The sequence below is a fragment of the Patulibacter sp. SYSU D01012 genome (assembly GCF_017916475.1).
In the GTDB taxonomy this organism is placed as follows: domain Bacteria; phylum Actinomycetota; class Thermoleophilia; order Solirubrobacterales; family Solirubrobacteraceae; genus Patulibacter.
Genome location: NZ_JAFMTB010000001.1, coordinates 1,236,567 through 1,255,529, shown reverse-complemented (window position 1 = coordinate 1,255,529; position 18,963 = coordinate 1,236,567). Strand labels below are relative to the sequence as shown.

Below are 18,963 nucleotides of genomic sequence, written 5' to 3'. Positions count from 1 at the left end.
CCCGGAACGACGACGGCCGCCCCGAGGGGCGGCCGTCGCACGCAGGGCTGGAGCCGCCCTCAGGCGGTGGGCTCCTCGGGCGCCTCGGTCGGCGTGATGTCGGGGTCGGTGCCCTCGGCCGCGTCGGGGCCCTCCGCCGCGGTGCCCTCGGCGGCCGGGTCGGCGCCCTCGCCGTCGCCGGCGGGCGCGGGCTCGGCGGCCTGCGCCGCGTCGGCGTCGTCCTGGGCCGGCGGCACGGCCTCGTCCTCGGCGGGGGCGTCGTCCGCGGCGGGCGCGGCGTCGGCCGCGGGCGCGAACGGGTCCGCGTCGATCAGGTCCTGGCGGCCGGCGGCACGCAGGAGCGCCTCGTAGCGCGGGGCGATCTCGCCGGTCAGGTTGAGCAGGTCGACGATCTTGCGGGTGTCGCCCTTCGTCTGGACGCTGCCGCGGGCGATGCCGATGGCGACGTTCTGCTTGCCGATCCACAGGGCGTGGGCGACGTCGGCGTCCATCGTCAGCACGACGTCGGCCTTCGGCGTGCCGTCGGGCGTCCTGCCCGCGTACGCCTGCGCCTGGTCGTTGCCCGGGGCGACGACCGTCAGCGTGGTGTCGGGCTTGCGCACGCGCACCTGCACGACCGCGTCCAGCAGCGACACGCGGGCGCCCATCTCGGGGTCGACGGTCAGCTCCTGGAGGAGCCGCCCGAGGGTGTCGTGGACGTCGTCTGCGGTGGTGAAGAGCACAGGGGAAACCTTCGGAGGACGGACGAGCAGACCCTAACGGACGCGCGGGGCCGTCGGCCCCGCGCGTCGCCGTCGCCCGGGCCTACGCGCGCTCGACGAGGAGGGAACACGCGCCCGCCCGGCGATCTCCGGAGGCGGGCAGGGCCGTACCCGGAGGACCCCCGCCCGGGCCTACGCGCGCTCGACGAGGAGCGCGATGCCCTGCCCGCCGCCGATGCAGAGCGAGATCAGGCCGTAGCGCTCGCCGGCCCGCTCCATCTCGGCCAGGGCCTTCGCCGTGATGACGGTGCCGGACGCGCCGATCGGGTGCCCGAGGGCGATCGCGCCGCCGTTCGGGTTGACGCGCGGGTCGTCGTCGGCCAGGCCGAGCTCGCGCGTGACGGCGAGGGACTGGGCGGCGAACGCCTCGTTCAGCTCGATGACGCCGACGTCCTCGAGCTTCACGCCGGTGCGGTCGAGGACCTTGCGGATGGCGGTGACGGGGCCGATGCCCATGATGTTCGGGTCGACGCCGGTGACGGCGTAGCCCAGGATCTTCGCCCGGACGGGGACGCCCAGCTCGGCGGCCTTCGCCTCGGACAGCAGGACGACGGCGGCGCCGGCGTCGTTCAGGCCCGACGCGTTGCCGGCGGTGACGGTGCCGTCCTCGCGCTTGAAGGCGGGCTTCAGCTTCGCCAGCGCCTCCAGCGAGATGTCCTCGCGGATGTGCTCGTCCTGGTCGAAGACGACCTCGCCCTTGCGCGTCTTGATCGTGACGGGGACGATCTGCTCGGCGAAGCGGCCCTCGGCGCGCGCGGCGGCGGCCTTCTGGTGCGAGCGCAGCGCGAAGGCGTCCTGGTCCTCGCGCGAGATCGTGTCGCGCGTCGACAGGTTCTCGGCCGTCACGCCCATGTGGATCTTGCGGAAGGGGTCCGTCAGGCCGCCGACGACGGGGTCGACGAGCTTGCTGGGGCCCATGCGGGCGCCCCAGCGGGCGTCCGGGATCCAGTACGGCGCCTGCGACATCGACTCGGCGCCGCCGGCGAGGGCGACGTCCACGTCGCCCGTCTGGATGTGCATCGTCGCGGTGACGATCGACTGCACGCCGGACCCGCACAGGCGGTTGACGGTCAGGGCGGGCGTCTCCTGCGGGATGCCGGCGGTGATGCCGACGACGCGCGCCATGTACATGTCGTCCGTCGAGGAGTGGATGACGTTGCCGATGACGACGTGCTCGATCTGCTCGGGCTGCAGCCCGGCGCGCTCGATGGCGGCCTGGGCGGCGGTCGCGCCGAGCTGGGTCGCGGGGACGTCCTTGAGGGACTTGCCGTAGCTGCCGATCGCGGTGCGAGCGGCGGAGGCGATGACGACACCGGTCATGTCTGGCTCCTGCGTGGGTCTGGGCGTGCGGCGGGACCGCACCGTGACGGCCTCCACGGACGGCGTCCGCGGGGCCAGGGCGCGGAGGCTACCGACGGTCGGACCGTGGCGCGGTGCCGACCGGCGGCGTCTCGCCAGGCGGCCGGAGGGGCGTCTACAGCCCGTCGAAGTCGCCGAACTCCTGCCGCTCGACGCCGGCGGGCAGGCGGCCCTCCTCGTCGAGCTTGTCCAGGTGCGCGCGCAGCGTGACGGCGGCCGCCAGGCGCAGGATGCCGGGGGCCTCGTCGCCCCACACGGCGTCGAGCAGCTCGTCCGCGGTGCGCGCGCCGGCGTCGAGCGCCGCGACGAGGGCGCGCTCGCGGTCCAGGCGGTGGGCGACGTACTCGTCGAGCTTCGCGACCGGGTCCGTCACGACCGGCCCGTGCCCCGGCAGCAGCAGCGCGGGGGCGCGGTCGCGCAGGGTCCGCAGCGCGTCGAGGTAGCGGGCCAGCGCCCGCTCGTGCGGCACGAGCAGCACGCTGCCGCGGCCGAGGACGAAGTCGCCGACGAACGCGGCGTCGCCCGCGAGGAAGGCGACGTGGTCGGCCGCGTGCCCGGGGGTCGCCATGACCCCGAACGGGCCCGCCGCGTCGCCGTCGCCGACGGTCAGCGCCGTCGTCCCGGCCGGCGCGCGGTCCGGCAGCCAGCCCGTGCTGGTCGCGACGGGCACGGCCCCGGCGCGCTCCAGCAGGCCCCGGACGCCGTCGGCGTGGTCGTCGTGGCGGTGCGTCAGCGCGACGCCTCGAAGCCCGCCGCGCGCGTCCGCGGCCGCGGCGACGGCGTCCAGGTGCGGCGCCAGGTCGGGCCCGGGGTCGACGACCCAGGCGCCGTCCTCCGCCGCGACGACCCAGGTGTTCGTCCCCTCGAGCGTCTTGGGGCCGGGGTTGTCCGCCCGCAGCAGGGCGATGCCCCGGGAGCGGAGCGCGGCGTCGGCGGCGTCGGCCATCGGGCGACCCTAGCGCCCGGCCGCTACAGCACGAACGCGCGCGGGGGCCCGGCCAGGGCCGCCTTCGCCTCGCGCCCGTAGCGGTCCAGGATCTCGATCTCTCCCGCCTGCAGCCCGTCGAGCGCCAGCCGCACGAGGTCGGCGGGGTCGTTCGCCGCGTCCGGCGCCAGGGCCACGCCCGCGCTCTCGGCGAACGCGAGCATGGTCTCGGTGGCCGTCGGGCCGGGCACCAGCGCGGCCACGTGGGTGCCCTGGCCGGCGAGCTCGACGCGGGCGGCGTTCGTCAGCCCCCACGCGGCGGACTTCGCGGCGGCGTAGGCGGTGTTGCCGTCGATCGTCGTCCAGGCGACCGCCGAGAGGACGTTGAGGATCGCGCCGCCGCCGTTGCGGGCCAGGACCGGCGCGAACGCGCGGATCATCGCCAGCGTCCCCCAGTAGTTCGAGTCCATGACGTCGCGGATGGCGTCCATCTCGCCGGTGATCAGGTTGCCGCCCGCGGTCGAGGCCGCGTTGTTGACCAGCAGGTCGACGTCGCCGGCGAGCGCCGCGGCCTCCGCGACGGACGCCTCGTCGGTGATGTCGAGGCGCACCGCCTCGACGCCGGGGAGGTCGACGAGCTCGGGGCGGCGGGCGGCGGCGTAGACCTTCGCGCCGCGCTGCCGGAGCTGCTCGGCGAAGTGGCGGCCGAGGCCGCGGTTGGCGCCGGTGACGAGGGCGGTGCTGCCGTCGAGGTTCATGGGTGCTCCTTCGGGGGAAGCGGGATCGATAAGGTGACCAACCGGTCACGTTGCCTGCGCAGCATAGCGAAGGTGACCGGCTGGTCACCTTCGTGCGCGTCAACGTGACCGCAGGGTCGACTTGGTACGGTCGGTCCGTGTCGTCGTCGACCCGCCCCCTTCGCGCCGACGCCGCGCGGAACCGCGCGCTGCTCCTGGCCGCCGCCGAGGACGAGTTCGTCGAGCGGGGCCTCGAGGCCTCCGTCGCCGACATCGCGCGACGCGCCGGCGTGGCCAAGGGCACGGTCTTCCGCCACTTCGCGACGAAGGAGGCGCTGATCGCCGCGGTCGTGCGCGAGCGCCTCGCGACGCTCGCCGCCGTCGCCCGCGAGCTCCACGGCGGGTCGGACGCCGGCGCCGACCTGCTGGCCTTCATGACGCACGCCGCGGACGCGCGGCGCCAGCGCGACCTGACGTTCCTGCTGTCCGTGAGCGCCGACGACCCCCAGGTGCGGGACGTCGGGGACGAGCTGCACGCCGCGATCGGCGCCCTCGTCGACCGTGCCCGGACGGCGGGCGCGATCCGGGCCGACGTCACGGAGGGAGACGTCTTCCTGCTGCTCTGCGCGCCCGTGCACGTGGTGGAGAACCACCCAGACCCGCCCGAGGACCTCTGGCGGCGCTACCTCGCGATCCTCTTCGACGGCCTGCGGCCCGACGGCGCGCACGCCCTCCCGGCGCCGCCGCCCGTGCTCTCCTGACGGGTCCGGCGCGGCGACCGCGGCGCGCGGTCGCCGTCCTCGCGCGCGCGGCTCAGGCCCCGGCCACCGGCCCCGGCGAGGCCGTCGGCCCCGGGGTGGACGGCGGCGAGGAGTCCGACGGGTCCTCGTCCTTGGGCCAGCGCTTCGACGCCCACGCCGCGATCAGGAGCGTGCCGACGATGACGACGAGCGAGATCCAGATCGGCATGTGCCAGACGTCCGTGAGCAGCATCTTCACGCCGACGAACGTGAGGATGAACGCCAGGCCGTAGTTCAGGTAGTGGAAGCGCTCGAGCAGGCCGGCGACGAGGAAGAACAGCGACGTCAGGCCGAGCAGCGCGAAGGCGTTGGCGGCGAAGACGATGAACGTGTCGCGCGTGACCGCGAAGATCGCCGGGATCGAGTCGATCGCGAAGACGACGTCGAACGTGGCGACCATCGCGAGCGCGGCGAACATCGGCGTGGCGATCCGCTTGCCGTTCTCCTTCGTGAAGATCTTCGCGCCGTCGTAGCGGTCGGACATCGGCACGACCTTGCGGAGGGCCTTGAGCACCGGGTTGCTCTCGGGGTCGACCTCCTCGTCGTCGTGCGTCGCCATGCGGATGCCCGTGATGACGAGGAAGACGCCGAAGACGTAGATCATCCAGTGGAACGTCTCGAGCAGCGCGCCGCCGACGAGGATGAAGATCGCGCGCAGCACGATCGCGCCGATGATCCCGTAGAAGAGGACCTTCCGCTGCGACGCGATCGGCACCGCGAAGAACGAGAAGAGGATCGTGAAGACGAACAGGTTGTCGAGCGACAGCGACCGCTCGATCACGTAGCCGGTGATGTACTCGCTGGCGTGCCGGCCGCCCATCCACGGGATGAGCACGAGCGTGAAGGCCAGCGCCAGGAGCGTCCAGAAGACGCTCCAGATCACGCTCGACCGGAACGACGGGACGTGCGGGTTCTCGGGCGTCCCCTCGCTCTTGGCGTGCACGACGAGGTCGAGCACGAGCATCGCGAGGATGAACGCGGTGAAGGCGAGCCACACCCAGATGGGGTGCGTGTTGCCGGACTGGGGTGCCGCCGACGACGCGGCGAGCAGGGCATGGGGCATGGAGAAGGGCTCCGGACCAGGGTCGGACAGGGCGCCGAAGGTCTCTCCCACCCGGAGGGCCGACGCTCCGGGCCGTTCGAGGCCGTACTGACGGAGACGCCGCTTGCGGGATACTGCCCCTCTGCGCGGGGTAGCGTAGCGAACGAGCGTCTACGCGCCCGCCTGTCCCCCCTCTTCCCCGTGAGCGTTCTCCGAACCGACTTGTACACCCTCACCATGGCGGACTCCTTCGTCCGGCACGGGCAGGACGACCTCGTGTCGTTCGAGGCGACGATCCGCCGCCTGCCCGAGGGGCGGTCCTGGGTGATGGTCGCCGGCGTCGCCGAGGTCGTCGAGGGGCTGCTGGCCCTGCGCGCCACCGAGGAGGAGCTGGCGTGGCTGCGCGAGGACGGACGCGTGTCGGCGCAGCTGCTCGCGCGGCTGGCGGAGCTGCGCTTCACCGGCACCGTGTGGGCGCTGCCCGAGGGCACCGTGGTCCCCGCCGGCGTGCCGATGCTGCGCGTCACCGCGCCGCGGGTGGAGGCGACGCTCGTCGAGCCCGCGCTGCTGGCGGCCCTCAACTACGGCACGCGGATCGCGACGACCGCCGCAGAGGTGGTCCGCGCCGCCGCCGGCCGCCCCGCCTACGACTTCTCGCTGCGCCGCCTGGACGGCCCCGAGGCGGGCCTGCCGACCGCGCGCGCCGCCTGGATCGCCGGCCTGGCCGGGACCGCGCTGCCCGAGGCGTCGCTGCGCTACGGGATCCCCTCCGTCGGCACGATGGCCCACCACGCGGTGATGGCGTTCGGCGAGGCGGGCGAGCAGGCGGCGTTCGAGCAGGCGCTGCGCGACCGGCCGCAGGGCACGTCGCTGCTCGTCGACACGTACGACGTCGGCCGCGGGGTCGAGCGGGCGATCGCGGCCGCGAAGGCCACGGGCGTGCCGCTGCGCGGCATCCGCATCGACTCCGGCGACCTGGCCGCGAACGCCCGCCGCGCCCGCGCGCTGCTCGACGACGCCGGCCTGGGCCACGCCGAGATCATGCTCTCGGGCGACCTCGACGCCGACGTGATCCGCACGCTCGTGGCGGACGGCGCGCCGGCCGACGCGTTCGCCGTCGGCACGCGCCTGCGCCGCGGCGACCCGCTCGGCGGCGTCTACAAGCTCTCCGCCCAGCACGACGCCGCCGATCCCGCGCGGCGCGCCGTGATGAAGCGCTCGCCGGGCAAGGAGACCGATCCGGGCGTCCACCAGGTCACGCGCCGCCACAGCGCCCGGCGCGGGCTGCTCCACGAGATCCACCTGGCGCACGAGGCGGTGCCGGGCGTGCCGCTGCTGCGCCCCGTGATCGTCCGCGGCCGGGCCGTGGACGGCGCCGTCGACCTGACCGCCGCGCGCGCCCACGCCGCCGCCGAGCTGGACGTCCTGGAGCGCGACGACCGCGTCGCCGCCCCGTGCCGCTCCGCGCAGCTGCTCGAGCTGCGCCACCGCCTGTCCGCCCCGGCCACGCTCGGCACGCACGACGCGCTGCTCGTGGTCGACGTGCAGCACGACTTCCTGCCCGGCGGGGCGCTCGGCGTGCCGGGCGGCGACCGCGTGCTCGAGCCGATCGCGCGGCTGCTCGGGGCGGCGCGCGAGGGCGGCGCGGCCGTCTACGCCTCGCGCGACTGGCACCCCCGCGACCACGTCTCCTTCGGCGCGCGCGGCGGGCCGTGGCCGGTGCACTGCGTGGCGAACACGACGGGCGCCGAGATCCACCCCGGCCTGCCGCTCGACGGCGCCACGGTGCTCGACAAGGGCACGGACGCGGACCTGGAGGCCTACTCCGCGTTCGACGGCACCGACCTGCTCGAGCGGCTGCGCGACACGGACGTCGAGCGCGTCGTCGTGTGCGGGCTGGCCACGGACTACTGCGTGCGGGCGACCGCGCTCGACGCGCTGCAGGGCGGCCTGGCGGTCGAGGTCGTGACGGACGCCGTCGCGGCGGTCGACGTGGAGCCCGGCGACGGCGAGCGCACGCTCCGCGAGCTGCGGGACGCCGGCGCGACGCTGACGGTCGCGCCCCAGCCGCGCGCCCACTGAGGCGCACGGCGCGGCGACGCGGCGGTCAGCCCGCCACCGGGACCTCGAGCGGCAGCGGCCGCGGACCGTCGGCGCCCGCGGCGTGGGCGCGTTCGTGGTCGAGCAGCGCCCGCTTGACCGGCAGCCCCCACCGGTAGCCGCCCAGCCCGCCGCTCGTGCTGAGCACCCGGTGGCACGGCACGAACGGGGCGACGGCGTTGCGCGAGCACGCCTGCCCGGCGGCGCGGGGCGCGCGCGGCAGGCCGGCGTCGGCGGCCAGTCCGGCGTACGTGCGGGTCTCCCCCGGGCCGACGGCGCGCAGCCGCACGCGCATCCGCGCGACCGGGCGCTCGGGGTCGGCGTCCTGCCGGACGGGGACGCCGTCGAGCGCGGTCAGGTCCCCGGCGAAGAAGCGCCGCAGCGCGTCGAGGGCCGGCGCGGTCGGGTCGTCGTCCGGCGCGTCGGCGGCGGGGCGCACCTCGGCCCCCGTGCCGGCGCGCGGCAGGAGCGCGAGCACCTCGGCCAGGTCGGCCGTGAAGCCGCTGGCGCGCACGGCGCCGTCGGCGTCGGTCAGCAGCAGGAACGGGCCGACCGGGGTGTCGAGGTCGGCGCGGTAGAGGACCGTGGTCATGCGGATCGTCCTTGGGTCGGCGGGGCGGCGGCCGCCCACAGGTGGCGGGCGGCGTAGGCGCGCCAGGGCGCCCACGCCGCGGCGTGGGCGGTCAGCGCGCGGGCGTCGTCGGGCAGCCCGAGCGCGGCGGCGCCCTGACGGACGCCCAGGTCGGTGGCCGGGAAGGCGTCGGGGTCGCCGAGCGCGCGCATCGCGACGTACTCGGCGGTCCACGGGCCGACGCCGCGCAGGGCGAGCAGGTCGGCGCGCACGTCGTCGGTGGCGCGTCCGCCGTCCAGGTCGAGGACGCCGTCGGCCACGGCGGCGGCCAGCCCGCGCAGCGCCGCGGCGCGCGCCCGCGGCATCGGCAGCGCCGCGTCCGGCAGCCCCGCGACGACGGCGGCACGCGGGAAGCACGCGAGCGGCGGCGCGCCGACGGGCAGCAGGCCGGCCGGGACCGGGACGCCGTGCTCGGCGACCAGGCGGCCGAGGATCGTGCGGGCGCCGGCGACGGAGATCTGCTGGCCGACGACCGCGCGGACGGCGAGCTCGAAGCCGTCCGCGGCACCGGGCACGCGCCGCCCGGGGACGGCGGCGACGGACGGCGCGAGCGCCGGGTCCGCCGCCAGCCGCGCGTCGACGGCCACCGGGTCGGCGTCCAGGTCGAGCAGGCGGCGGCAGCGGGCGACGGCGGCGGAGAGGTCGCGCAGGTCGGCGAGCCGCAGCGTGCAGCCGACGGCGCCGTCCTCGTCGGGCCGCAGCGCGCAGACGCCGGGCCCGCGCGGCAGGTCGAGGGTGCGCACGAACGCGCCGTCCACCACGGCCTCCAGTCCGGGGACGACGCGGCGGCCGAGGAAGCCGAGCAGCTCGGCGCCCGCGAACGGCTCGCGGCGGGCCAGCCGCAGCGTCACGGTGCCCGGCGCCGCCGCGCCGGCGGCCGCCCGCGCCCGCAGGTCCGTCGGGGTGCGCCCGAACGTCTCGCGGATCGTGTCGTTGAACTGCCGCAGGCTGCCGAACCCGGCGGCGAACGCGACGTCGGTGAAGCTGCTCGTCCCGCCCTCGATGAGCAGCGCGGCCGTGCGCGCCCGCTGCGCCCGCGCCAGCTGCAGCGGCCCGGCGCCCAGCTCGGCGACGAGCAGCCGGTGGAGCTGCCGCTCCGAGTAGCCCAGGCGGGCGGCGAGCGCCGGCACGCCGCCGCGGTCGACGATGCCGTCGGCGATGAGCCGCACGGCCCGGGCGGCGACGTCCGCGCCGTGGTCCCAGGCGGGCGCGCCCGGCGCGATCTCAGGTCGGCAGCGCAGGCAGGCGCGCAGGCCGGCGGCCTGCGCCGCGGCGGCGGTCGGGAAGAAGCGGACGTTGCGCCGCAGCGGGGTGCGCGCCGGGCACGACGGGCGGCAGTAGATGCCGGTCGACAGGACGCCGGTGTAGAAGCGCCCGTCGAAGCGCGTGTCGCGCGAGGCGACGGCGGCGTAGCGCTCGTCGAAGCGCGGATCGGTGGGCGGGGCGAGCGGCATCGCCCGACCGATGGTGGCAGGGCGACCGGCGACCGGCTAGCGGGAATCGGACGCGGCGGTGCCGGGTCGGCCCGTCCCCCTCCCGTCGCTTCGCGGCGCGTCTTCGGTGGCTCTTCGGTCGCCTTGGGACCCGCCTTCGCGACCGTTGCGGAACCTCTTCGCGTCGCCTAGGGGCCGGGTCAGCGACGCGCGTCACCGTGGAGAGCATGACGACGCCCTCCCGGTCCCTCGCCCTCCTCTGCACCGCGGCGCTCGCCGGCGGGACCGGCGGCGCGGTCGTCGCGTCGGAGCTCTCGGGCGGCGACGGCGGCACGCGGACGGTCGTCCGCACCGTGCCGGGCGGCGCGACGAACGAGACGGTGGCGGCGACGAGCCGCGCGCTCACGCCCAGCGCGATCTACCGGCAGAGCAAGGACTCCGTCGGGTACGTGACGTCGGAGCTCGGCGGGGCCGCGGACGGGACCTCCGGGACCGGCGGCGCGTCGGGCGGCGAGGCGACGGGGTCGGGCTTCGTCGTCTCGGCGGACGGCTACCTCGTCACGAACGCGCACGTGATCGACGGCGCCACGGCCGTGACGGTGAAGGTGGGCGACGGCGCGAGCCAGCGCGCGAAGATCGTCGGCGTCGATCGCTCGACCGACCTGGCGCTGCTGAAGGTCACGCCGCGCACGGCGCTGAAGCCGCTGACGCTCGCCGACTCCTCCGACGTGCAGGTCGGCGACGCGACGTACGCGATCGGCAACCCCTACGGGCTGGACCGCACGCTGACGACCGGCGTCGTCTCGGCTCTGCACCGCAGCATCACCTCGCCGAACGGCTACGCGATCAACGGCGTGCTGCAGACGGACGCGGCGCTCAACCCCGGCAACTCGGGCGGCCCGCTCCTGGACGGCCAGGGCCACGTCATCGGCGTCAACTCGCAGATCGCGACGTCCGGCTCGTCGGCCGACGGGAGCGAGGGCGGCAACACGGGCGTCGGCTTCGCGGTGCCGTCCGACACCGTCACGCGCGTGATCCAGCAGCTGCGCGCGACGGGCACGGCGAAGCACGCCTACCTGGGCGTGGGCACGTCCGACGGGACGAGCGGAGGCGGCGCGACGGTCGCCACCGTCGCCGCCGGCGGGCCGGCCGCCGACGCGGGCCTGCGGGCCGGAGACGTCGTCACGAAGGTCGGCGACGCCGCCGTCACGGGCGCCGAGGGCCTGGGCGTCGCGGTCGACGCGCACCGGCCCGGCGACGAGGTGCGCGTGACGTACCGCCGGGACGGGCGGACGCGGACCGCGACGGTGACGCTGGGGACCCGGCCTGACGCGGCCGCAGCCACCCGCTCGTCCGCGCAGGACGCCCCGCAGGGGGGCACGCAGGGGCAGCAGCGCGGCGTCCCCGTCCTGCCCTAGACCGCCGCCGGTGGGAGGCCGGCCGCGCCCGGGGGACCGCCCCGGGAAGGACGAAGGCCCGCTCTCCGAGGAGAGCGGGCCTTCGTGTGTTGCAGTCGGGGCGCCCAGATTCGAACTGGGGACCTCGCCGACCCGAACGGCGCGCGCTACCAGGCTGCGCCACGCCCCGACGCGATGGAGGAGTATGACAGGAACCGCGCGCCGGCGGCGGCTGCCCGCGTCACCCCGCCGGCGGGGCCCCGGGCACCGGCCCGGCGACGCCCTCGCCGGCCACCGGCTCGCCCGCCAGCGCGGTGTAGAACCGGATCGCCAGGCCCGTGACGAGCGTCTCGAACGCGTCCTGCACGGCGACGTCCTCGGCGGTGGCCCAGGGCCGCAGACCCCGGCGCTCGATCGCGTCCGCGTCGGCGAGCACGTCGTCGACGAGCTCGGGGTGGCGGTCGCAGAAGTAGGCCCCGATCGCGTAGAGCGTGGAGTGCGACGCGACGTCGACGAGCCCGTCGCGCTCAGCCGGCACCGTCGACGCTCCCCTCGGCGGGCGCAGGCGCAGGCGCGGGGTCGGTCGGCGCGGCGGCGCCGCCGGCGTTCGGGGCCTCGGCCGGCTCCCCGGGGAGCGTGGTCGGCGGGGCGGACGCCGGGGCCGGGGGCGGCGGGGCCGGGGCCACCGGGGGAACCGCGGCCGCCGGCGGGACCGCGGCCGGCGAGTGCGTGGCGGGCGCCGGGGCGGCCGGCGCCGGGGCGGGCGCGGTCTCCGGCGCGGTGGCCTCGGCCGGCGCCGTCAGCGCCGGCGCGACGACCGGCGGCGCGGACGCCGGGACCGGGGCGCGGTCGCCGTCGCCCAGCGCCGCCGGTGGCGCGGGGAGCGGCGCGGCGCCGGCCGCCGGGGCGGGAGCCGGCGCGGTGCCGACACCGGGCCCGACGCCCGCGTCGGTGGCGCTGACGGTCGCGGTCCTCCGGGCGGCGCGCACGACGGTGCCGGCCGCGCCGGCGTGGCCGGCGGCGGGCGAGGCGGGCGCGAGCGTCCCGTCGGCGCGCCGACGCAGGACGGGAACGCCGCCGCGCTCACCGACGTGGGCGTCGCGGGCGCCGGGGCCCGCGGCGACGGCCGCCGGCCGGTCGGCCCCGGCCCCCGGCCCGGGCGGCACGGTGCGGCCGGCCAGCACCCCGCCGCCGCCCGCGGCCAGCACGGCGGCACCGACGACGACCTTGGCCGAGACGAGGTGCGCGGCCGGGTCCTGCCCGAGCAGGGCGTCGACGGGCCCGCGACGCAGGAGCGGCAGCGGCAGCAGGAAGGCGAGCTTGGCGGCGAGCGGCGTGGGATCGATCATCCGCGGCTCGACGCCGACGGACCGCGCGTGCCGCCGGCAGCTCTCGCAGCCGCGGAGGTGCGCGACGGCCCGGCGGCGATCGCGGGCGGCGATCGCCCCGCGGACCGACGCGTCGCAGATCCGGCGCACCGACAGGCACCGCTCGCCGCTCTCGAGCTCGCGGTACGCCGCCGCCAGCCCGCGGCGGGCGCGCGTCAGCTGGCCCTCCACGGCGTCCGGCGTGATGTCCAGCCGTCGGGCGATCTCGCCGGTCGAGCGGCCCTCGAGCTCGCGCTGCACCAGCACCGCGCGCTGCATGGGCGGCAGGTCGTCGAGGGCGGTGCGCAGGGTGCGCAGCGCGGCGTGGCCCTCGGCGGCGCGCAGGACGCTGTCGTCGTCCGCCAGGCGCTCGGCGTCGCCGGTCATGAGCCGCTCCGGCGCGTCCAGGCTGACCTCGCCGCGGCGGGTGACCCCGCGCCACTGGTCGATGCACGCCCGGCGCGCGACCTCCTGCAGCCACGCGCGCACGTGCTCGGGCTGCCGGCCGTCGCGGATGGCCCGCATCGCGGCGACGAAGACCTCCTGCACGACGTCCTCGGCCCGCCCGTGGTCCTGCAGCATCCGCAGCGCGTACGCGTGCACCCCGGCCCGATGGCGACGGAACAGCTCCTCGAACGCGGCGGCGTCGCCCCGGGCGGCGGACGCCACCAGGGCGGCGTCGGGGCGGGGAGCCGGGGGCGCGGCCCGGCGTCGGGGCTCGCGGTCCGGCTCGTTCGTGCGTGACGATACGGCGGAGGGCATGGTCGTCCGGGGGGCGCGGACCGCACCGGGGACGGGGGCCGCCCTCGGTGCGCGCGATCATAGAGCGGCCCCCGGGGCGTGTCACGCGGGCGGACATCCGAGGGGACGAATGTCCACCCGGGCCCGCGCGGGGGCCGCCGGCACGGCTCTGGCAGGATGCCGCGATGGCCCGCCTCGGCGATCTCCTCTCCGACCTCGACGCCCTGCTCCGGCCCGAGGCCTTCAAGGACTACGGCCCGAACGGCCTGCAGGTGCCGCCCCCCGGCGGCCGCGAGGCCGAGGTCCGCACCGTCGTCACCGCCGTGAGCGCCGACCGCCAGGCGCTCGAGGCTGCGGCCGGCCGCGGCGCCGACCTCGTCCTGGTCCACCACGGGCTGTTCTGGGACGGCGACCCGCGCGCGCTGGACCCCGTGATGGCCGGCCGCCTGCGCGTGCTGCTGTCCGGCGGCATCGCGCTCGCGGCGTACCACCTGGCGCTCGACGGCCACGCCGAGGTGGGCAACAACCGGCTGCTCGCCGACGCGCTCGGCGCGACCGCCGCGCCGTGGGCGGCGTCCGGATCCCCCGCCATCGGCGTCGTCGCCTCCTGGGACGAGCCGCTGCCCGTCGACGAGCTGCTGCGCCGCGTCCGGGCGACGACGGGCCAGGAGCTGCATCACTTCCCCGGCGGCCCCGACCCGGTGCGCCGGCTGGCGATCGTCTCGGGCGCCGCGGCCGGTCTGGTGCCCGCCGCGGCGGCCGACGGACTCGACGGGCTGCTGACGGGCGAGCCGCGCGAGCAGACGCGCGGCCTCGCCGCCGAGCACGGCGTGCACGCGATCTGCGCGGGCCACCACGCCACGGAGACCCGCGGCGTCCGCGCCCTCGGCGACCGGCTGGCCGCGCGGTTCGGGATCCGCCACGAGTTCGTGGACACCGGCAACCCGATTTGAGCCGCGCCGCACATCCGTCCCGCGAGCGGCGCCGCACGATCTAGGCTCGCCCCGAGGGGTCGCCCCGCCGAGCGCGCGGCGACCCGCCGACCACGGGAGAGGGCCGATGAGCACGACCAGCACGACGACCGGGGCCGAGCGGTCCGCGGCGGGCACGACGATCGCCGACCTGGCGTTCCGCGCCGGCGAGGCGTACGGGGACCACGTCGCCGCCCGCTACCAGGCGTCCGAGGGCGACTGGCGGGACGTCACGTTCCGCGAGCAGCAGGAGCGGGCCACGGCCTTCGGGCTGGGGCTGCTGGCCCTGGGCGTCGCGGCGGGCGACCGCATCGCGGTGATCGGCACGACCCGCCCGGAGTGGACCATCGCCCACCTCGGCATCGTCGCCACCGGCGCCGTCCACGTCTCCGTCTACCCGACGAACTCGGCGGAGGAGTGCGAGTGGGTCGTCGGCAACTCGGAGTCGCGCGGGGTCGTCTGCGAGGACGCGGGGCAGGTGGAGAAGATCCTGGCGGTGCGCGAGCGCCTGCCGGCGCTCGAGTGGATCGTCCTGCTCGACGGCGAGGCCGAGGGCGCGATCTCGCTCGCCGACCTGCACGCCCGGGGCGCCGACCGGGACGCGGCCGAGCTGCGCGCCCGCGCCGAGGCGGTGCGCCCCGAGGACCCGTACGTCTTCATGTACACGTCGGGGACGACCGGGCCGCCGAAGGGCTGCGTCCTCTCGCACGGCAACTACCGCTGGATCGTGGGAGTGAGCGGCGAGCTGGCGCCGATGGAGGACGGCGCCGTCCTGTACCTGTTCCTGCCCCTCGCGCACGCCTTCGCGCTGCTCTTCGTGCTGTGCGCGACGGACGCGGGCGCCACGACGGCCTACTGGGGCGGCGACCCGGCCAAGATCGTCCAGGAGCTCACGCAGGTGCAGCCGACGGTGATGCCGTCCGTGCCGCGCATCTTCGAGAAGATCTACACGCTCGCCGTCGGCTCGAAGCCGCGCGAGGAGCAGGAGCGGATGATCGCCGCCGCCGCGCTCGGCGAGCGCGTGCGCGACCTGCAGGCCCGCGGCGAGCCGGTGCCGGCGGAGCTGCAGGAGCCGTTCGCCCGGGCCGAGGAGGCGCTGTTCGCCAACGTCCGCGCGCTCTTCGGCGGCCGCCTGAACCGCGCGATCACCGGCGCCGCGCCGATCGCCCCCGAGATCCTGCGCTTCTTCTACGGCTGCGGCGTGCCCGTCATGGAGGGCTACGGCATGACGGAGACGTCGACCGGCAGCATGGTCAACACCGTCGAGGACCACCGCTTCGGCACCGTCGGCCGCCCGCTGCCGGGCGTCGAGGCGAAGGTGGCCGAGGACGGCGAGCTGCTCCTGCGCGGCGGCCACATCTTCCAGGGCTACTACAAGATGGAGGACGCCTCGTTCGGCGCCATCACCGACGGCTGGCTGCACACGGGCGACCTGGCGACGATCGACGACGACGGGTACGTGTCGATCGTCGGCCGCAAGAAGGACATCATCATCACCGCGGGCGGCAAGAACCTGACGCCGGCCAACCTCGAGAACGACCTGAAGCGCTCGCCCTGGATCAGCCAGGCGGTGATGCACGGCGACCGGCGGCCCTACCCCGTCGTGCTCGTCACGCTCGACCCCGAGACGATCGTGCCCTGGGCACAGGCCCGCGGGCTGCCGACGAGCGTCTCCGAGCTGTCCCGGCACCCCGACGTCGTGGCGCTCGTGCAGGCCGAGGTCGACGCCGCGAACGCGCGCCTGGCGCCGGTGGAGCAGGTGAAGAAGGTGCTGATCCTCGACCGCGACCTGTCGCAGGAGACCGGCGAGCTGACCCCGACGCTGAAGGTCAAGCGCAACGTCGTGAACGAGCGCTTCGCCGACCGCTTCGACGCGCTGTACGACGCCTGAGCGGCGGCGGGACGGCGCGCCGTGTGCCGTCCCGCACGCCGGCGGGGCTGTGCGGGGTACGCTTCGGGGCGTGCGCACGGACCCCACCGACAACGGCGGCCTCTTCGTCGGCCGCCGTCCCGGCACCGCGCCGATCCGCTACGGCCGGCTGCCGCAGCGCGGCTCGCGCGCCCGCCTGGTGGTCGACCAGGTCCTCGCGGTCCTGATGCTGGCGCTCATGGCGCTCCTGACCGCCGCGGTCTGGGGCCCGCTGCCCGTCGCGGCGATGTGGATCGCCTCGCAGGTCGCGTCGAACAACGTGGGCCTGTGGATCCTCGTCGCCTTCGCGCTCGTCCTGGCCTTCGTCTTCGGCGCGCTCGTGCTGCTGCGCCGGCTGGACTCGGCGTGGATCCTCGTCCGCCGCGCCGCGGGCGTCGACCAGCGCGCCGGGGTCCTGGGCCGCGTCTTCGCGCTCGCCACGTTCGTCGCCGTGCCGATCTTCGCGGTCTGGTTCTTCCTGCTCGGCGGGGCGCAGCCGACCGGCATGAGCGTCTAGCCGCGGCATGGGGCTCTTCGGGTACTACCGCCAGTTCGAGGGGCTGACGGAGGAGGAGGTCAACTCCGGGCTGCGCGAGCAGGCGAAGGAGCGGCGCGCGCGGGCGCTGGCCCACGTCGAGCCGATCGACCTGTCCCGGACGACCTGGCACGAGCTGCCGCCGCCCGAGGTCGTCGACGCGATCACGTTCCACGCCCGCCGCGGCCTGCACCGCTACGCCGAGGGGCGCGACGTGGCGCTGCGCTCCGCGCTCGCCGAGCGGCACGGCGTCGACGCCGCGCGCATCGCGATCGGCGAGGGCGCGTCGGGCCTGCTGGCGCGCGCGGCGAACGAGCTGCTCGGGCCGGACGACGAGCTCGTCTTCCCGTGGCCGGGCTACCCGCTCTACCCGCTGATGGCGCGCGACGCCCGGGCCCGTGCGGTGACCGTGCCGTCGCTCGACCCCGAGCGCCTGCTCGCCGCGGTCACGCCGCGCACGCGGATGGTCGTGCTCGGCAGTCCGCACGATCCGACGGGCGAGCTGCTGCGCGCCCCCGTCCTGGCGGAGCTGCTGGGCCGCCTGCCCGAGCGGGTCGTCGTGGTCCTCGACGAGGCGCTGCGCGACTTCGTCACCGCGGAGGACCCGGACGCCACGCTGCGCCTGACGGACGCGCACCCGCGGCTCGTCGTCGTGCGCTCGTTCTCGAAGGCGTGGGGGCTGGCCGGCCTGCGCTGCGGCTACGCCGTCGCAGGCCCCGGCGACGATGCCCGGGACCTGCTCCGCGCGCTGACGCCCGTGCTGGGCCTGTCCGACCTGGCGCTCGCCGGCGCGCTGGCCGCGCTGCGGCACGCCCCCGACGTCGTCGACCGCCGCGTGCGCCGCAACGCCGCGGCGCGGGACGAGCTGGCCGCCGCGCTCGCGGACCTGGGCCTGCTCGTGCACCCCTCGCAGTCGTGCACCCTGTGGGTCCGGGCCCCCGACCGCGACGGCGCCGCGCTGCACGAGGCGCTGGCCCGCGGCGGCGTCACCGTGCAGAGCGGCACGCCGCTGGGCGACGAGCACCACGTGCGCCTGGGCGTGCGGGACGCCGCGACGACGCAGCGCGTGGCGGCCGTGCTGCGCGCCGGGCGGGACGCGTGAGCGGGCCCGAGCCGCCCGCCGACCTGGTCGCGGGCCTGACCGGCGACGCGCTGCGGGCGCGCCGCGCCCTCGTCGCCCGCCTGCTCCGCGACGGCCACGACGTCGAGGAGATCCGCGCCGCCGCGCGCGCCGGGCGCCTGCCGCTCCTGTCGGTGCAGGCCGTGCTGCGGGGCACGCCCGACCGCTCGACGTTGGATCTCGTCGCCGCCACCGGCGTCGACCCCGAGCTGTTCGAGCGGGTGCTGCAGGCGTCCGAGGTCCCCATCCCCGAGGAGCACGAGCTCGTCTGGGAGGCCCGCGACGAGGCGCTGCCCGCGCTCGTCGCCGCGATGACCGACGCCGGCATGGACGCCGACGCGATCGTCGAGCTGTGCCGCGCGCTCGGCGAGCACGCCGGCCGTCTGGGCTCCGCCGCGATCATCGGCATGGGCTCCGCGCTGACCCGGACGGGCGACACCGAGGCCGCGCTGGCCGCCCGCCTGGCCGCCGCGGCCGAGCCGGTCAACGCCTACATGGCGGAGTCCGTGGGCCTGCTCGTCCGCGCGCACGCCCTGGCGCAGCTCGACGTGGTCGAGCTCCACGACGACGCGATCGCCGGCGGCCGGGTCGCGGGCGCGACCGCCGTCTCGATCGGGTTCGCCGACGTCGTCGGCTACACGCGCATGGGCGAGCGCCTGGGTGCCGGCGTGCTCGGCGACGTCGCGGGGCGGCTCGGCGAGCTGGCCCGCGAGGCGTGCGGCGACGGCGTGCGGGTGGTCAAGACGATCGGCGACGCGGTGATGCTCGAGGGCCCGCGCCCCCTCCCCGTCCTGCACTCCATGCTCGCGCTGCAGGAGCGGGTGGCCGCCGAGGAGGACTTCCCGCGGCTGCGCGCGGGCGTGGCGACCGGCGACGCCGTCCCCCGCGCCGGCGACTGGTTCGGTCCGGCCGTCAACCGCGCCGCCCGCGTCTGCGCCACCGCGCGCCCCGAGAGCGTCCTGGCCGACGACGCCACGCGCACGCGGGTCGGCGACCAGGCCGGCATCGCGTGGACCGGCATCGGTCGCGTGCGGCTGAAGGGCCTGGGCCGCGTGCCGCTGCACCGGGCGCGCATCGACGAGGACGCCCGCTGGCGCAGCGGCGTCCACCCCGCCCTGCCCGCCTGACCCGGCGC

Annotated in this window: 17 protein-coding genes and 1 tRNA gene; 8 read left to right on the top strand and 10 right to left on the bottom strand. The window is 76.9% G+C overall.

All coding sequences use genetic code 11. The annotated features are described in order from the left end of the window. Nucleotides 1-59: 59 nt before the first annotated feature. The 4 genes from J3P29_RS05710 to J3P29_RS05695 all read right to left on the bottom strand — a co-directional run bounded on the left by J3P29_RS05710 (nucleotide 60) and on the right by J3P29_RS05695 (nucleotide 3,803). Complete coding sequence (locus tag J3P29_RS05710) at nucleotides 60-722, bottom strand: SCP2 sterol-binding domain-containing protein (protein WP_210492063.1); 663 nt, start codon at nucleotides 720-722, stop codon at nucleotides 60-62. A gap of 171 nt (nucleotides 723-893) precedes the next feature. After that, nucleotides 894-2,081, bottom strand: coding sequence for a beta-ketothiolase BktB (bktB, locus tag J3P29_RS05705; protein ID WP_210492062.1), 1,188 nt, complete (start codon nucleotides 2,079-2,081; stop codon nucleotides 894-896). 154 nt (nucleotides 2,082-2,235) lie between these two features. Then, complete coding sequence (locus J3P29_RS05700) at nucleotides 2,236-3,066, bottom strand: MBL fold metallo-hydrolase (protein WP_210492061.1); 831 nt, start codon at nucleotides 3,064-3,066, stop codon at nucleotides 2,236-2,238. 23 nt (nucleotides 3,067-3,089) lie between these two features. Continuing rightward, nucleotides 3,090-3,803 carry an SDR family NAD(P)-dependent oxidoreductase gene (locus J3P29_RS05695; protein WP_210492060.1) on the bottom strand — a complete coding sequence of 238 codons (714 nt, stop codon included), beginning with the start codon at nucleotides 3,801-3,803 and terminating at the stop codon, nucleotides 3,090-3,092. 137 nt (nucleotides 3,804-3,940) lie between these two features. On the opposite strand from J3P29_RS05695, the gene J3P29_RS05690 reads away from it, so the two are divergent. After that, on the top strand, nucleotides 3,941-4,543 hold the full coding sequence (locus J3P29_RS05690) for a TetR/AcrR family transcriptional regulator (protein WP_210492059.1): 603 nt from the start codon (nucleotides 3,941-3,943) through the stop codon (nucleotides 4,541-4,543). A gap of 52 nt (nucleotides 4,544-4,595) precedes the next feature. Here J3P29_RS05690 and J3P29_RS05685 read toward each other — a convergent pair whose 3' ends face one another. Then, nucleotides 4,596-5,645, bottom strand: coding sequence for a TerC family protein (locus tag J3P29_RS05685; RefSeq protein ID WP_210492058.1), 1,050 nt, complete (start codon nucleotides 5,643-5,645; stop codon nucleotides 4,596-4,598). Here J3P29_RS05685 and J3P29_RS05680 point away from each other — a divergent pair. After that, nucleotides 5,637-7,706, top strand: coding sequence for a nicotinate phosphoribosyltransferase (locus J3P29_RS05680; RefSeq protein WP_282599911.1), 2,070 nt, complete (start codon nucleotides 5,637-5,639; stop codon nucleotides 7,704-7,706). The genes J3P29_RS05685 and J3P29_RS05680 overlap by 9 nt on opposite strands. 25 nt (nucleotides 7,707-7,731) lie before the next feature. Here the strand turns inward: J3P29_RS05680 and J3P29_RS05675 are convergent, their stop codons facing one another. Both J3P29_RS05675 and J3P29_RS05670 read right to left on the bottom strand, forming a co-directional pair. Beyond that, on the bottom strand, nucleotides 7,732-8,316 hold the full coding sequence (locus tag J3P29_RS05675; protein ID WP_210492056.1) for a methylated-DNA--[protein]-cysteine S-methyltransferase: 585 nt from the start codon (nucleotides 8,314-8,316) through the stop codon (nucleotides 7,732-7,734). Continuing rightward, entirely contained in the window at nucleotides 8,313-9,809 is a 1,497-nt protein-coding gene (locus J3P29_RS05670) for an AlkA N-terminal domain-containing protein (protein WP_210492055.1), read from the bottom strand. The genes J3P29_RS05675 and J3P29_RS05670 overlap by 4 nt, the downstream gene beginning before the upstream one ends. A gap of 206 nt (nucleotides 9,810-10,015) precedes the next feature. Between J3P29_RS05670 and J3P29_RS05665 the strand changes: the two genes are divergently transcribed. After that, on the top strand, nucleotides 10,016-11,206 hold the full coding sequence (locus tag J3P29_RS05665; protein ID WP_210492054.1) for a trypsin-like peptidase domain-containing protein: 1,191 nt from the start codon (nucleotides 10,016-10,018) through the stop codon (nucleotides 11,204-11,206). Between the two features lie 95 nt (nucleotides 11,207-11,301). Here J3P29_RS05665 and J3P29_RS05660 read toward each other — a convergent pair. The 3 genes from J3P29_RS05660 to J3P29_RS05650 form a co-directional block, all read right to left on the bottom strand. Beyond that, a tRNA-Pro gene (locus J3P29_RS05660) sits at nucleotides 11,302-11,375 on the bottom strand. Nucleotides 11,376-11,426: 51 nt separating this feature from the next. Then, nucleotides 11,427-11,723 carry a hypothetical protein gene (locus J3P29_RS05655; protein ID WP_210492053.1) on the bottom strand — a complete coding sequence of 99 codons (297 nt, stop codon included), beginning with the start codon at nucleotides 11,721-11,723 and terminating at the stop codon, nucleotides 11,427-11,429. Beyond that, complete coding sequence (locus J3P29_RS05650) at nucleotides 11,713-13,221, bottom strand: sigma-70 family RNA polymerase sigma factor (protein ID WP_210492052.1); 1,509 nt, start codon at nucleotides 13,219-13,221, stop codon at nucleotides 11,713-11,715. Before J3P29_RS05650 ends, J3P29_RS05655 begins: the two co-directional genes overlap by 11 nt. Before the next feature lie 257 nt (nucleotides 13,222-13,478). On the opposite strand from J3P29_RS05650, the gene J3P29_RS05645 reads away from it, so the two are divergent. The 5 genes from J3P29_RS05645 to J3P29_RS05625 all read left to right on the top strand — a co-directional run bounded on the left by J3P29_RS05645 (nucleotide 13,479) and on the right by J3P29_RS05625 (nucleotide 18,955). Beyond that, the gene (locus J3P29_RS05645; RefSeq protein WP_210492051.1) at nucleotides 13,479-14,246 is read left to right on the top strand and encodes a Nif3-like dinuclear metal center hexameric protein; all 768 of its coding nucleotides are present in this window, start codon (nucleotides 13,479-13,481) and stop codon (nucleotides 14,244-14,246) included. Nucleotides 14,247-14,352: 106 nt separating this feature from the next. Then, complete coding sequence (locus J3P29_RS05640; protein ID WP_210492050.1) at nucleotides 14,353-16,155, top strand: AMP-dependent synthetase/ligase; 1,803 nt, start codon at nucleotides 14,353-14,355, stop codon at nucleotides 16,153-16,155. 70 nt (nucleotides 16,156-16,225) lie between these two features. Beyond that, nucleotides 16,226-16,690 carry a hypothetical protein gene (locus tag J3P29_RS05635; protein WP_210492049.1) on the top strand — a complete coding sequence of 155 codons (465 nt, stop codon included), beginning with the start codon at nucleotides 16,226-16,228 and terminating at the stop codon, nucleotides 16,688-16,690. 7 nt (nucleotides 16,691-16,697) lie between these two features. Then, the gene (locus tag J3P29_RS05630; RefSeq protein WP_210492048.1) at nucleotides 16,698-17,810 is read left to right on the top strand and encodes a histidinol-phosphate transaminase; all 1,113 of its coding nucleotides are present in this window, start codon (nucleotides 16,698-16,700) and stop codon (nucleotides 17,808-17,810) included. Further along, on the top strand, nucleotides 17,807-18,955 hold the full coding sequence (locus J3P29_RS05625) for an adenylate/guanylate cyclase domain-containing protein (RefSeq protein ID WP_210492047.1): 1,149 nt from the start codon (nucleotides 17,807-17,809) through the stop codon (nucleotides 18,953-18,955). The genes J3P29_RS05630 and J3P29_RS05625 overlap by 4 nt, the downstream gene beginning before the upstream one ends. Nucleotides 18,956-18,963 lie beyond the last annotated feature (8 nt).